The organism is Brevibacillus sp. BD137 (assembly GCF_041644655.1).
GTDB classification, from domain to species: domain Bacteria; phylum Bacillota; class Bacilli; order Brevibacillales; family Brevibacillaceae; genus Brevibacillus; species Brevibacillus brevis_D.
Genome location: NZ_JAOTNO010000005.1, coordinates 35,273 through 48,028, shown reverse-complemented (window position 1 = coordinate 48,028; position 12,756 = coordinate 35,273). Strand labels below are relative to the sequence as shown.

Genomic DNA, 12,756 nt, shown 5'->3' with positions numbered 1-12,756 from the left:
AACATTCATAATATTTCTACATTTTTTGCGTAATTCCTCCTGCCAGAACCTACTTATTCGATTGCGAACTTTTTCTTGTATAATGGACAGTATTCTTACCACAAAGGAGATGGCTGACCTTGATGATCTGGTTTCTTTTACTTGGCGCTATCGCTTTGTTGCTTTTTCGGGCCTATCGCAATACATTCGATGTTCAAATAAAGGAAGTAGCAATACCCTTGCAAAAATCCCGGCACCTTCAACAACCGCATGATTTTGAGCCGATTTCGATCTTGCATTTGTCTGATTTGCACATGGAAAACTTATCTGTATTGCCCCAGCGCATTGTCGATGACTTTTCGCAGCGTCAGGTAGACCTGATTGCGATTACCGGAGACTTGCTCGACCGCGACAAAAACATTCCGAAGGCAGTTGCTTTTGTGCAATGTCTTCAGCAATTACAGCCGACACTCGGAACTTATGTAGTTTTTGGCAATCACGACTACGTGCTTACCCCTTTTAAGCTTGCACAGTTAAAATCAGAGTTGGAACGAATTGGCTGTCGTGTTCTTGTCAACGAAAATGAAACAATCTATCACAACGGGCAGCCCCTGAACCTTATCGGTGTGGATGATTTCAGCACGCGCCATAGCAACCTCGCCAAGTCTTTCTTCGGTGTTCCCGAGACAGGAGCAAGGCTCGTCTTGACTCATGATCCTAATATAGTTTTGCACATGAAGGAGTATGCTTACGATTATTTGTTGTCAGGGCATTTTCACGGAGGACAGATCCATTGGCCTTGCCCCTTTCATCTTGTAAAGATGGGGAAACTTCCGAAGCAAAATATCGTGAAAGGTCTTCACGAGATGGATGGTCGACCCTTTTACATCAGTGAGGGCTTGGGGCAAACAGGGGTAAACATCCGTCTGCGTTCCCGCCCCGAGATCACCTTGCATGTACTGGGCAGTGATGCTCCACTTCATGAGATAGCCTCTCCAGCACCGGCTCTTCAAGATACCGCTGCCGTGCTCGCCCTCGACTAAGGTATAATAGTCTTACTATCGTGTCGAGATGGAGGTCACCTTGTGGAAAATTGGAAGAGAGATGTCGAGCACATCCGACAAGCGACGAATTTACCTATCAAATATGTACAAGTCTCACAAACAGAAGCAGCACGAGCCCAGCAGGATTGGGGACAAAAAGGCTGGGAGCAAGTTGCCGTCCATTCGAGCAAAGATTTGATGACAATGATCCTTATCGAAACGGCATCCTGGCATGCTTCAGCCCGAGCGTTGTTGGATCTGATTTTTCCTCATCTGGATGATCCAGCGACGCTTCCCCTCCCAAAACAGATAGCCAATTGGCTTTCAAGCATAGTCTCCGGCTCCCCTGTTGCCATCCCTGCTCAGCTGGAAGCAAAATGGCCGTGGAAAGAAGCGCGCGTCTCCTTTTTATTAGAGCGATGCAGACCGGATCGAAAGGGCGAATGGGATTTTTTGCAGCCCTTGCTGCATGATTTTTTTGAAGGCGTACCCGATTTCATTCCGTTAACACAAACACATGCCCTTCTCGTCGTCCCTGTCTCCATACTCGATCATCAAAAAACGGCCCCAGAGCTTTTAGAGTGGGCATCTGGCCTACATGATCTGATTTCGATGGAATGGATGGAACCTGTTCGCCTTGTTGTCGGATCGCCAATCACGAATCCACTTGCATTGGGCGACACTCTTTTACAGCAATTATCACTAGCTCGTGCCCTTCAAGCCTATCGGCCACAAATGATGGTCGCTGGAGATTGGTCTTATCCGCTAGAACGATGGGCAGCTTCTCTCCCCAAAGAAATAGCAGCCGCTCTCGCAAATGAGCTGTCCGCTGTCATAACTGTTCCGCACATGACAGATGAACAACTGGAAACATTAGATACGTTGTTCGCCAGACAATTGAATGTAAGCGATACCGCACGACAACTTTTCCTTCACCGGAATACACTGTTGTATCGATTGGACAAGCTGACGGAACAAACCGGATTAGACCCGCGATTGTTTCCTGATGCCGTCTTGCTACAGCTCTACCTCCTCTTTCGTCAAAATTAACAAAACATTTTGTATATACTGTCCATATCCAACCTGCATGTGAATTGGTACCCTACCCTTATAGTCATCCAAGAATTTTCTCTCTTCACAATCCCGAGGAGGTGCCTTTTTCATGGCTAAGGTAAGTCTTTCCCACATTTATAAACGATATGGAAACAACGTTACGGCAGTTGACGATTTTCACTTGGAAATTCAAGATCGCGAATTCCTCGTTCTCGTCGGACCATCTGGTTGTGGAAAATCTACCACGCTGCGCATGATTGCAGGTCTGGAAGAGATTTCGGAAGGTGATTTATACATAGGCGATCGCCGCGTCAACGATGTAGCTCCCAAAGATCGCGACATCGCCATGGTGTTTCAAAGCTATGCACTCTATCCGCATATGAATGTATACGAAAATATGGCTTTCGGCCTGAAATTGCGCAAATTCTCCAAATCCGATATTGATAAGCGCATTCAAGATGCAGCGCGAATCCTCGATATTTCGCATTTGCTAGACCGGAAACCAAAAGCGCTATCCGGGGGGCAAAGACAGCGTGTCGCACTAGGCCGTGCGATCGTGCGTGAGCCGCAAGTATTTTTGATGGATGAACCGTTGTCCAACCTCGATGCAAAGCTCCGTGTACAAATGCGCACGGAAATTTTGAAACTGCATCAACGCTTGAATACCACGATCATTTATGTGACGCACGATCAAACGGAAGCCATGACCATGGGAGACCGAATCGTCGTCATGAAGGACGGTCTTATCCAACAGGTGGCAACCCCGACTGAAATCTACAATCATCCAGTCAATCTGTTTGTCGCGAGCTTCATCGGCTCCCCTGCGATGAACTTCGTGAAAGGGAATCTCTCCGAGAAAGACGGAGCACTCTATTTTGATGCGCAAAATATTCATGTACGCTTCCCAGAAGATAAAGCCAAGACTTTACGGGAAAAAGGTTATGTAAATAAGCAGGTTATTTTTGGAATTCGCCCGGAGGATATTTACAGCGACGCTTCTTTTATGGAAGCAAATCCATTTGAGAGCACACTGGAAGCAGAAGTTGAAGTCGTAGAAAACATGGGCTCCGAATTGTACGTCTATTTCCACAATATCGGGAATACCCAGATGGTGGCGCGCGTGGATTCTCGTGAAGCGCTAAAACCAAAGATGAAGGTAAAACTAGCGATGGATCTTGCCAAATGTCATGTATTTGACAGCGAGACAGAAGTAGCAGTATTCTAATAGCGAAATGAAAAGGAGTGTCCCAGTCGGCATTCCTTTTCCTATTTTTTTGTGCAAAACCTTTTATAGAGAGAAAACAACGAGAGAGAGAACGTGGAGAGGAGCGGATAAGAAGTGGCTTATCAAATCGTCTTTTTTGACATTGACGGAACCTTACTGAACACCGATCACATTATTCCACAAACAACGGTGGACGCCGTACAAACATTAAAACAAAACGGTGTCCATGTCGCGATCGCAACCGGCCGAGCTCCTTATCATTTGATGCCAATCGCTAAGCAACTGGGCATTGAGACATTCGTGGGCTTTAACGGGTCGTATGTGCAGAGTGAAGGGAAGATCATCCAGCACACGCCAATTGCGACAGATACATTAGCAAAGCTCGAACAAATGGCAGAGGGTCATTCCCATCCGATGGTATTTTTGAGTGCAGATCACTTCTATGCCAATGCAATGGACCACCCACATATCATCGAGTCTTTTGATTGGTTGGGACTGGAATACCCAGCGTATCGCCATCGCTACTGGGAGGAAACGCCGATTTATCAAGCATTTCTCTACTGTGGCGCAGATGAATCGAGATACACGGGTGAATTCCATGACGTCTCTTATATTCGTTGGCATGAACACTGCATGGATATTTTGCCCCCGAACGGCTCCAAAGCAAAAGGAATTGAAGCTGTCTTAAAACATTTTGGACTCACTCAAGCGGATGCTGTTGCCTTTGGAGACGGATTGAATGATAAAGAGATGCTCTCCTTTGTTGGCATGGGAGTAGCGATGGGGAATGCTCATGAAGAATTGAAGCCGTTCGCCAATATGATCACGCGCCACGTAAACGATAATGGCATCCAACATGGTTTAGCAAAGCTTGGTTTAATCTAGTCACGTTAAACTGTAAGCTATTTCCTTCATAAACACTCCCTTCATGTGCACGATATAGATAACAGCACTGGAGGGAGTGAGTTTTTTTGCGCGTCTGGCCTTTTGTTGCCGCTATTGCCTTGGTCGGTCTCGTAGTTGTCCCGTTTCGGATGAATCAGCATGCAGAACAGGAAATGCGCGAACCTCATCCCCGCGTGACATCCGTTCAGGCGAGAATTCCACGGATTAACTACATTGAACAGGTAAAAGACGTTCGTCGTGACCTGGAGAAAAAAAGTCATATCCAAACGCTTCATCATAACCAACGTGACCGCAGTCATTATGTAGAGAATGAAGTCGTCGTGCGCTTTTCCCCTCGTCCCAAGCAAGAAAAAATTGATCAGCTTGTTTCCTCTTTGGATGCCAAGATCAAGCGCGACTTTGACAAATTTCTCATCATCAAATCAAAGAGCATGACTACCAAGCAGCTCATGAAAAAACTGGCTGAACATCCTGACTCCGTATATGCCGAGCCAAATTACCTCTTACTCCCGAACGTGAAGCCAAACGATCCGTATTACAAGGAATACCAATGGAATCTTCCTCTAATCGGCATGGAGAAAAGCTGGGATGTCAGTGAAGGTAGCAGTGATGTTATCGTAGCAGTCGTCGATACAGGTGTGGATATGAAGCATCCAGAATTTGCTGGAAAGCTGGTCAAAGGCTATAACGTTTTGGATGGCAGTAACAAACCTGAGGATGATAATGGGCATGGAACCCACGTATCTGGGGTCATCGCAGCGAAAACGAATAACAGTGATGGCATTGCCGGGATGTCCTGGAAGAGCAAGATCATGCCGGTCAAAGCCATTGGCGCAGACGGCTCGGGATCAGCTGTAGACATTGCACACGGGATTTATTGGGCAACGGATAACGGAGCCGATGTTATCAACTTGAGCGTAGGCAACTACACCTCCTCTGCTGCTCTACGGGAAGCTTGTCGCTATGCCTTTGATAATAATGTCGTGTTAGTCGCTGCTTCCGGAAACGATGCGAGCGATCAGCCTAGTTATCCTGCGGCCTATGATGAAGTCCTCGCCGTTGCCGCTGTCGACCACCGTAAAGAACGCGCGGATTTTTCCAACTTTGGTGATTATGTAGATGTATCTGCTCCTGGGGTCGATATTCCGAGCACGTACATTTACAGCGACTATGCCTCGCTATCAGGTACTTCGATGGCTTGTCCTCACGTCGCTGCACTCGCTTCGCTTATCCGTTCCGTTCATCCCGATATGAACACCAAAGACGTGATGAATCTCATTAGACATTCTGCAACTGACCTTGGAGCCCCGGGCCACGATCAGTTATACGGGTACGGGATGATCAATGTGAATCAGGCCCTTCGTCAAGCCCAGCCGGTCGAAGAAGTCAAAACGGAACAGCCTCCAAAAACAATCGGCGGCTTGCTCACTAAGTTTTTTCAACGTCTGCGTTTTGGTGCGCAATAAGATTAGTGAGCAAAAAAGCTCAAAAATAAAAAAGGTGGTCCATTCCACCTTTTTCCATTTGTATAGAGGCACGGCTTTTTTAAGCTCGTGCTTTTTCTTGTTGCATTTGTTTTTTCGCTATGTAGTCTGTCTCGTAATACTGCAAATCATTCCGCAACTGTTCGAACACTCTGGACAAGGATAAGGTCAACTGCTGCAACTCAGGGACGACCTGCTTGCGAAAAATGATACAGTCCTGACCCGTATAGGCCAACCGACCATCTTCTTCGTAAACCTCACCTTTGGGGTAATAGAAGTTATTTATACAGGTATGGTATACCTGATATAATACTTCCTCGGCAAACTCCTCATGAAATCGTGCGCGTCGGAGTGATACTCCCAGCCTTTCGTATGCATTTTCGCAGTAGACTAATAGGTGGCGCAAGTCGGAAAGATAGTTACGGTAATACGTTTCAAATTCTTCAGGATCACCCGATGCGGATACAAGACCAGATAAGGTAACCTGATTCAAAAAACGCTCTACTTCCATGCTGACCTTTTTCAACTTGGTGTACGTCTCCTCGCACAATTGCTTTAGATGAGTCGCTGACATAAAGTCCCCCTAGTGTTGAAGAATCTGCTTTTTTATAATAAGTATAAAGGAGAGATTATTTATTACACAAGGTTTATTTTTATACAACTTGACTGCCAAACAAGATCCTTGTAAACAAAAATAAGGCTACGCCATCACTCTGGCGCAGCCAAATCCTTCCACTTATGCCGCCGTTTGTTCTCTAACTTTCCCCTTACTTTTCCTTATCTGCAACAAATAAATGACATAGGCTGCGAACAACCCGATGAGTGTCATGAAACCGAGAACCATGAAGTCGTTCATGACAGCTGACAGCCCGTGTCCCTTCGACAAAATTTCCCTTACACCACCCAAGAAATAGGTCAGCGGCAAAGATTTTGCAATCGCAGCAATCCCTGTTGGCATCGACATGATTGGCCAAGTATAACCCGATAGCATGAAAGAAGGGACTGCAATCATCATTCCGATCTGAGTAGCTTGGAGCTGGCTGCTGGACACAAAGGAGATGGCATACCCGATAGCCAACACCGCCAAGTTAAACATGGTAGCCAGTAGCATTAGATCAAACGTGCTTCCGTAATAAGGGATATCAAAACCTTTTAACAACAGTGTAAACGCGAGGAACATGTTGAGGGTTCCTGCCAGAAAGTACGGCAACAATTTGCTCGCCGTGATCGCGAAGAAGCTATGGCGAGAGAGTGTATCCTTCCAGGTCCCCTCTTCTTTTTGCTGGGCAACGGACAATACGATTCCAAGGAACAGTACTTGCTGAAGCACTGTACCTGCAAGACCGAATACCATGAAGGACAGATAGCTGAAGGTCGGGTTGTACAACACTCTGTATCGATAGTCGATACCCGTAAACATGTTTTTCCCTTTTTCTCCCCATCCGCCAATTGCTTCCATCTTCTTCAGCGTGGTTCCTGCTGAAACAGACTTAATTGCTGTATTCGCTGCTCGAACTGCCGTATTCGAAATCATCATGTTACTGCCGTCGATAACAGTCAGTACCTCTGCCTCTCTCCCAGCCTTTACATCCTTTTCTAATCCAGCAGGTATGATCAGGGCGATATTTGCTTCGCCCTTGTCAACCAACTTCATTGCATCTTCTTCTGTTCCTACGATTGACGTGATCCGAAATGTATGATCGACCTCAAAAGCGCGGTAGAGCTCACGACTCAATTCGGTTTGATCGGCATCCACCATCACAGTAGGGATCTCCATCACTTTTTTCTCACTGTACAGAAAGCCGAACATCGTCAAATAAATCAGTGGAACGAGGAAGAGAATATTCCGAATGGTTTTGTTTGCAAAAAGATTTTTCCATTCGCTCCAGAACAGGTGAGAGAAACTATTCACCATTACCAGCTCCTTCAAGATGCCACTCAACCGTCAGACCTGGACGCAATTCCGAATCGGACACCAATAGCTTCACCTGGAAGGAACGAATGTCACGATCACCGAGTTCTTGTGTCGCTTTTTTTACGGCAAAGTCAGCAGCAGGAGCTACAGTAACCACTTTGGCGTCTACTTCTCTGTTCAGGGCTGGGACAAACAATTTCACTTGATCGCCTGTTTTCACATTCGAAAGCATGTATTCATTTACATAAAATTTGACATAGTTGTCTGATTTTGTTTGGATCGTCAATACAGTGAAGCCTTGCGAAACCAGCTCTCCCTTTTGAACGGCAACTGCTTTTACAATACCGTCTACTGGAGCTGTCAGCTTGGTGTTGTTCACATAGGCTTCCATTTCAGCCAGTGCACCTTTTGCCTGCATGACGTTCGCTTCTGCTGATTTAACATCCAGCTCCTTCAAGCCTACTTGACCTCTCCCTGCTACCGCTTGGTTGTATGCAGCTTTTGCTTGATCCAGTTGTGCTTGTGCGGCATCGACCTGCTCTTTGCGCGATCCAGTTTGAGCCATTTTCAACTGCTCTTCTGCTGCTTTAAACTCCGCTTGGGCTTTATCTGCTTGCATCTGCGCCTCTTCCACTTTCACTTGTGGAACGGCACCTTCCGCCATTAATTTCCTCATTCGTTCCAAATTCGTCGCGGCAATTTGATTCGAAGTTTGTGCTGCTTGTAATTTCGCTTTGAGCTGCGTAATTTCTTCTGAACGCGCTCCATTTCTGTTTGCGTCAAGCTGCGCTTGCGCCGAGTTGACTACTGCTTTTGCTTGGTCGACTTGGGCATTGCTGGAGCTATCTGTCACTGATACTCCTTTTTTCGCCTGATCAAGCTTGACGAGTGAAAGCTTGTAAGCAGCTTCAGCCTGTTCCTTCTTCGCAAGGATTTCCGCGCTGCTCAGCGTGGCAACTACTTGCCCTGCCTTTACTTCGTCTCCTTCTTTCAGGGAGAGCTGTTCGATGGAACCACCCATTTTAAAAGAGAGGTCGACCTCTGTTCCTTCGATTACACCTGCTAATTTCGTTGTATTCTGACCAGCCATGCTACTCACATTCGAACCAAACAATACGGTTCCAAGTACTGCAATACTCACTACAAAGCCACCTACACCGATCCATGCACGTTTGTTCATCTGTCTTCTCCTCTTGTTTTACATTTCTCTAGACTATTTTGGAACATTCCTGACAGCAAATAACGAAGTGTCTGTTTATCTGCGGCACTGTTCACTGGCTCTTTGCGAAACTGCTTGCGAAGTACGGTAAAACCAACCATGCCAAACAACGAGGAAGCAAGTGTGCGAATATCGATATCCGCCCGGATATACCCCTGCTGCTGCAGTTCTAGCATGTGTGACTCCATCGTGCTGAAATAGCCACCTAGCAGATTGCCAACCATCCTGTCGCGTTGTCCATCTCCTGAGAACGCACTCCGCAACAGGAAACACAAATCTTGATTCTCGGAAAAGAAGCGAAGATGCTCATCCAGCACATTCAGAATACGATCCTCCAAGGAAAGCTCTTCATTCTGCATTACATGATCTACATGGTAAATCAGCATCTTCACGCCTTTTTCTATCACGTACAAAAACAGCTCTTCCTTTGTGGAAAAGTGATAATAGAGGGTTCCTTTTGCCACCTGTGCCATTTCCGCGATTGCATCCATGGTCGTTTCGCTATACCCCAATTGGGCAAATGCGGTTAAAGCTCCGTTTGCAATTTGATCTTTTTTGGATGGTGCCATCACTCCTGTCCCCTTTCGATCTTTTGAACTGACTGGTCAGTACAAAATTTATATTACGAATACTTCCTAGTTTTGTCAAGCAGCCATTGCTCTATGTACAAAAAAAAGATCGCTTTGTGGGCGATCTTTTACTTCTCTATAATTTGAAGGTAAGTCTCCATCGTTGCAGGCATCGGCGCGACACCAAGGTTCTCCCTCAGTTTTGCTACACATTTTTCATACCAGCGGATTGCCTGTGTGCGATTATTTTGCTGATAATACGCAGTCATAAGTAAGCGGTACGACTCCTCCCAGCAATCATCCACCCGCAGAATCGCTTCACACCAGCGGATCGTTTTTTCCAACTGCCCGTCCTCTAGCAAGATTTTGGCTAACCTTTCTGCTCCGCGTAAAAACAGCGTCTGCACTCTCTCACGCTCTTCTACACACCAATCCTCATAACGGCATTCTGGCATGTAATCGCCCAAGTAATAGGCAAGCCCTTTTTCCAACAGGATAGCCCCCTGACGCCGATCTGATTCTGCCAAGCCCAGTGTAACGAGCTTCTCGAACTCTTCGACGTCCATATGGTAGCCTGATGCCAGGTTGAAACCGTAAGAGCTGCCATGGCGTTGAATGAAGAATGTGTCTGTTCTGGCAGCACGATCTGGCTCGAGGGCTTTGTTCAATGCATTTAACGATACTTTAAAATCGCGAATGGCTGCTTCTTCGATACTGTCTGGCCAAAGTCGGTTCATGATTTCTTCCCGGGCTAACAAATGGTGTCTCTTCGTCAATAAAAGCTGAAACAACAGCTTGGCCGTCCCACGCTGCCATGCCTTTTCGCTCAATTCCCGCTCTCCCAGCCATACACGGAAGGCGCCCAGTGTCTGAATACGAAGGGTATACCCGGGGTGGAATGTCACGTTTTGCAAGCCCAAATCATTTAACAGCTGAGAGACGTAATCCGGCGATACCTTTCGGCGCTCTGCCTCAATCAGAATCGGCATCAGCTGCTGTACATCATGCGGTGTAAGCAGCGTTGGTCTCTGCAAAAGGAATTGATATTCACCGGACTTCATCAAGGACAAAGCTTGCGTCACCGCAGGTACAAACAAATCCCATTGTTTTTTGCGATAAGCCAAGAAGCTCAGCCACAATTGACAAATGACGACATTATAGCTATCCCCGCAGTGACTGAGTCGGTCGGCACAATCGATAAAGGTGGCCCACGCTTCCTCTTCTTTCCCGTATTTGGCATAGGCAATCCCAATAGCCATACGTACCAGACTGCCTAACCAGTCGTCGCGCATTGCCTCTGTCTCTTGTATTCCCCTGTTGCCATACAGAAGCGCTTGGTCGAGTGCCTTTTCTCTTGCATAAAGCAAGGTTAGTCCCAGAAGCGTTTCTGACTTTCCGCGTGTGGATTGGAGCTCCTCCATGATTTGCAAACCTTTTTCATAAAGCTCGCGAATCTCGTCCGTAGGCAATGTTTGACTGATGAGGGCCGCATGCGCTTTTCGAACATAGCCATTCGCCTCTACAAAAGGGGAATGCGCCGCACGTCCGAGTTGTATGGCAGTTTCTGCTGCTTCCCACCCTCGCTCCCATTCGCCATTCAATGCATACACAAAAGATAGCAGTAAAGAGGTTTCCCGATACGATCTGGTCAGTGGGGGATGCTTCCCTTGTTCTACCTGCCACTTACTTTCCAAGAGCTGGATGGAGGACTGCAGTCGGCCAGTACGAAACAACAGGCGTGATTCTAGCTCAACCTCCGTCTGCTGCTCTAATTCCTGGCTCCGTTCATACCAAGCTGCCGCCTGTTTGGCATCTCCGCGATTCGTATAAATTTCTGCCAGCAAGCGGTATAGCCTCGGTGCCATCTCATTCTCTTGTTCAGATGGGGGCAAAAGTTGAATTGCCCTCTTGAGCAGCTCTTCGGCCCGGACGCCTTGGACGCTGTCGAGATGGACGCGTGCTTGCCCTTCCAACCCGCGGCACAATCCGATTTGATCTTGCTTTTGTTCACATTGTTTCAAAAATTGCTCATAAGAAGCAAAGGATTTCGCATATAGACAGCGATAGCGTTCTACCTCGCCCTGATAAAACAACAGCCAATGCTCTTCGCACTTGATATGCTCTGGTAACAGCGTTATCCACTCGTATAAAAAGTCCAGCTTCCCTGCTTGCAGCAACCTTTCTGATGCTTGGCACAGCCACTCACCCAGCATCTCCCACTGTTCAACAAGACGCAACCGCCCAAAAGCTTTTGCCTCGTCCCCTTTACGTCTATACCATCCTGCGGCCCTTTGATTTACATGCACGTACGTCGCTTGATTCGCAGCCAGCTTGCTCGACAGGAGACGCTGAAATAGCGGATGAAAGGAATAATGAGAATCTGCTTGGACATGCAGAAAAAGATGACAACGCTGTGCTTCCAACAGGTGCTCGATACATCCCTCCCCGAGTATTTGCTTGCAATCCTCCAAATCGAATTGTTCGAGAACCGCTGCCTCCATCAAGAAGCGCTGCATACCTGCATCCAGCTGTGTCCATACTTCTACTTCCAGCAAATGCAACAATCGGGATAGCTCACGCAGACTATCGGACACCGTCTGCCCCCTCGTTACCATTTCACCAAAAGTTCGCAGCGCCATCACCCAGCCTTGCGCCACCTCTTCGACTCGACTCCAATCTTCTTCGGACAACGTGATGTCGTATTGATCAGAATAAAAGGCCTCGCTCTCCTCCAACGTAAAAGAAAGGTCATTGGTTGTAAGCTCCAGACACTCTCCTCTTGCGGACAACAAGTCGAGATTGGACCATTTCGGTCGGGAACGCGTTAAGATAACCAGCTTGACCTTTTGTGGAAGCGCCTCAGCTAATCGTTGAACAAATTGATCAACTTCACTCCCATTCTCAATTCGTTGGAAATGGTCCAAAACAAGTATGTGGTCAGCCTGGAGCTTTACGCATTCACCGACAAACCAGTCGACCAGTACTTTACTGTCTAGCGACGGCACCGGACTTTGCTCAGTGATGTCTTTGAATTGTTCTTTCAATACCTGCCCAAAACCAGAATGAACCTGCCGAACACTTTCGACGAGACAAATGACAAACGCAAGAAGGGCATCGTCTCCATCCTGAATGGTAAACCAGGACGCAGCCAGTGCTTCATCATGTAGAAATGTAGCCAAAGAAGTCGTTTTGCCATAGCCTGCCCCTGCATGAATGAGACAAATCTGCGTATATTTCAACAGGCGTAATTTTTTTGCCAATGCAGGCCGCCGTAAAACATATGGCTTCTGTCCTGGAGGAGTTATTTTGGATATAGGGATGTGGATTGGAATCATATAATGTGCACTCCTTGCCGTTCTCCTG

Annotated in this window: 10 protein-coding genes; 5 read left to right on the top strand and 5 right to left on the bottom strand. The window is 47.0% G+C overall.

All coding sequences use genetic code 11. From position 1 onward, the window contains the following. The first annotated feature begins 122 nt into the window (after nt 1-122). From ODZ53_RS12785 to ODZ53_RS12765, 5 genes are all read left to right on the top strand, one after another. Nucleotides 123-1,022, top strand: a complete 900-nt coding sequence (locus ODZ53_RS12785; RefSeq protein ID WP_372677948.1) for a metallophosphoesterase — start codon at nt 123-125, stop codon at nt 1,020-1,022. A gap of 42 nt (nt 1,023-1,064) precedes the next feature. Next, nucleotides 1,065-2,072 (top strand): PucR family transcriptional regulator, encoded by a 1,008-nt coding sequence (locus ODZ53_RS12780; RefSeq protein WP_372677505.1) that lies wholly within the window; start codon nt 1,065-1,067, stop codon nt 2,070-2,072. A 112-nt stretch (nt 2,073-2,184) separates the two neighbouring features. After that, entirely contained in the window at nt 2,185-3,300 is a 1,116-nt protein-coding gene (locus tag ODZ53_RS12775; RefSeq protein WP_064203302.1) for an ABC transporter ATP-binding protein, read from the top strand. Between the two features lie 114 nt (nt 3,301-3,414). Next, nucleotides 3,415-4,185 carry a Cof-type HAD-IIB family hydrolase gene (locus tag ODZ53_RS12770; protein ID WP_372677503.1) on the top strand — a complete coding sequence of 257 codons (771 nt, stop codon included), beginning with the start codon at nt 3,415-3,417 and terminating at the stop codon, nt 4,183-4,185. A gap of 86 nt (nt 4,186-4,271) precedes the next feature. Further along, nucleotides 4,272-5,672: a S8 family peptidase gene (locus tag ODZ53_RS12765; protein WP_372677501.1), complete on the top strand. Its 1,401-nt coding sequence runs from the start codon at nt 4,272-4,274 to the stop codon at nt 5,670-5,672. A gap of 79 nt (nt 5,673-5,751) precedes the next feature. Here the strand turns inward: ODZ53_RS12765 and ODZ53_RS12760 are convergent, their stop codons facing one another. The 5 genes from ODZ53_RS12760 to ODZ53_RS12740 form a co-directional block, all read right to left on the bottom strand. After that, entirely contained in the window at nt 5,752-6,264 is a 513-nt protein-coding gene (locus ODZ53_RS12760) for a YpuI family protein (RefSeq protein WP_372677499.1), read from the bottom strand. A gap of 162 nt (nt 6,265-6,426) precedes the next feature. Then, complete coding sequence (locus tag ODZ53_RS12755) at nt 6,427-7,605, bottom strand: ABC transporter permease (RefSeq protein ID WP_372677497.1); 1,179 nt, start codon at nt 7,603-7,605, stop codon at nt 6,427-6,429. Then, complete coding sequence (locus ODZ53_RS12750) at nt 7,595-8,785, bottom strand: HlyD family secretion protein (RefSeq protein WP_372677495.1); 1,191 nt, start codon at nt 8,783-8,785, stop codon at nt 7,595-7,597. The genes ODZ53_RS12755 and ODZ53_RS12750 overlap by 11 nt, the downstream gene beginning before the upstream one ends. Beyond that, nucleotides 8,782-9,393 carry a TetR/AcrR family transcriptional regulator gene (locus tag ODZ53_RS12745; protein ID WP_372677493.1) on the bottom strand — a complete coding sequence of 204 codons (612 nt, stop codon included), beginning with the start codon at nt 9,391-9,393 and terminating at the stop codon, nt 8,782-8,784. Before ODZ53_RS12745 ends, ODZ53_RS12750 begins: the two co-directional genes overlap by 4 nt. A 128-nt stretch (nt 9,394-9,521) precedes the next feature. Beyond that, nucleotides 9,522-12,728 carry an AfsR/SARP family transcriptional regulator gene (locus tag ODZ53_RS12740; protein WP_372677491.1) on the bottom strand — a complete coding sequence of 1,069 codons (3,207 nt, stop codon included), beginning with the start codon at nt 12,726-12,728 and terminating at the stop codon, nt 9,522-9,524. Nucleotides 12,729-12,756: the final 28 nt, after the last annotated feature.

Excerpts from the sequence above, each read along its gene's own strand:
- ODZ53_RS12785 (WP_372677948.1), top strand. The coding sequence starts at position 123 with ATGATCTGGTTTCTTTTACTTGGCGCTATCGCTTTGTTGCTTTTTCGG.
- ODZ53_RS12775 (WP_064203302.1), top strand. The coding sequence starts at position 2,185 with ATGGCTAAGGTAAGTCTTTCCCACATTTATAAACGATATGGAAACAAC.
- ODZ53_RS12760 (WP_372677499.1), bottom strand. The coding sequence starts at position 6,264 with ATGTCAGCGACTCATCTAAAGCAATTGTGCGAGGAGACGTACACCAAG.
- ODZ53_RS12755 (WP_372677497.1), bottom strand. The coding sequence starts at position 7,605 with ATGGTGAATAGTTTCTCTCACCTGTTCTGGAGCGAATGGAAAAATCTT.
- ODZ53_RS12750 (WP_372677495.1), bottom strand. The coding sequence starts at position 8,785 with ATGAACAAACGTGCATGGATCGGTGTAGGTGGCTTTGTAGTGAGTATT.
- ODZ53_RS12745 (WP_372677493.1), bottom strand. The coding sequence starts at position 9,393 with ATGGCACCATCCAAAAAAGATCAAATTGCAAACGGAGCTTTAACCGCA.
- ODZ53_RS12740 (WP_372677491.1), bottom strand. The coding sequence starts at position 12,728 with ATGATTCCAATCCACATCCCTATATCCAAAATAACTCCTCCAGGACAG.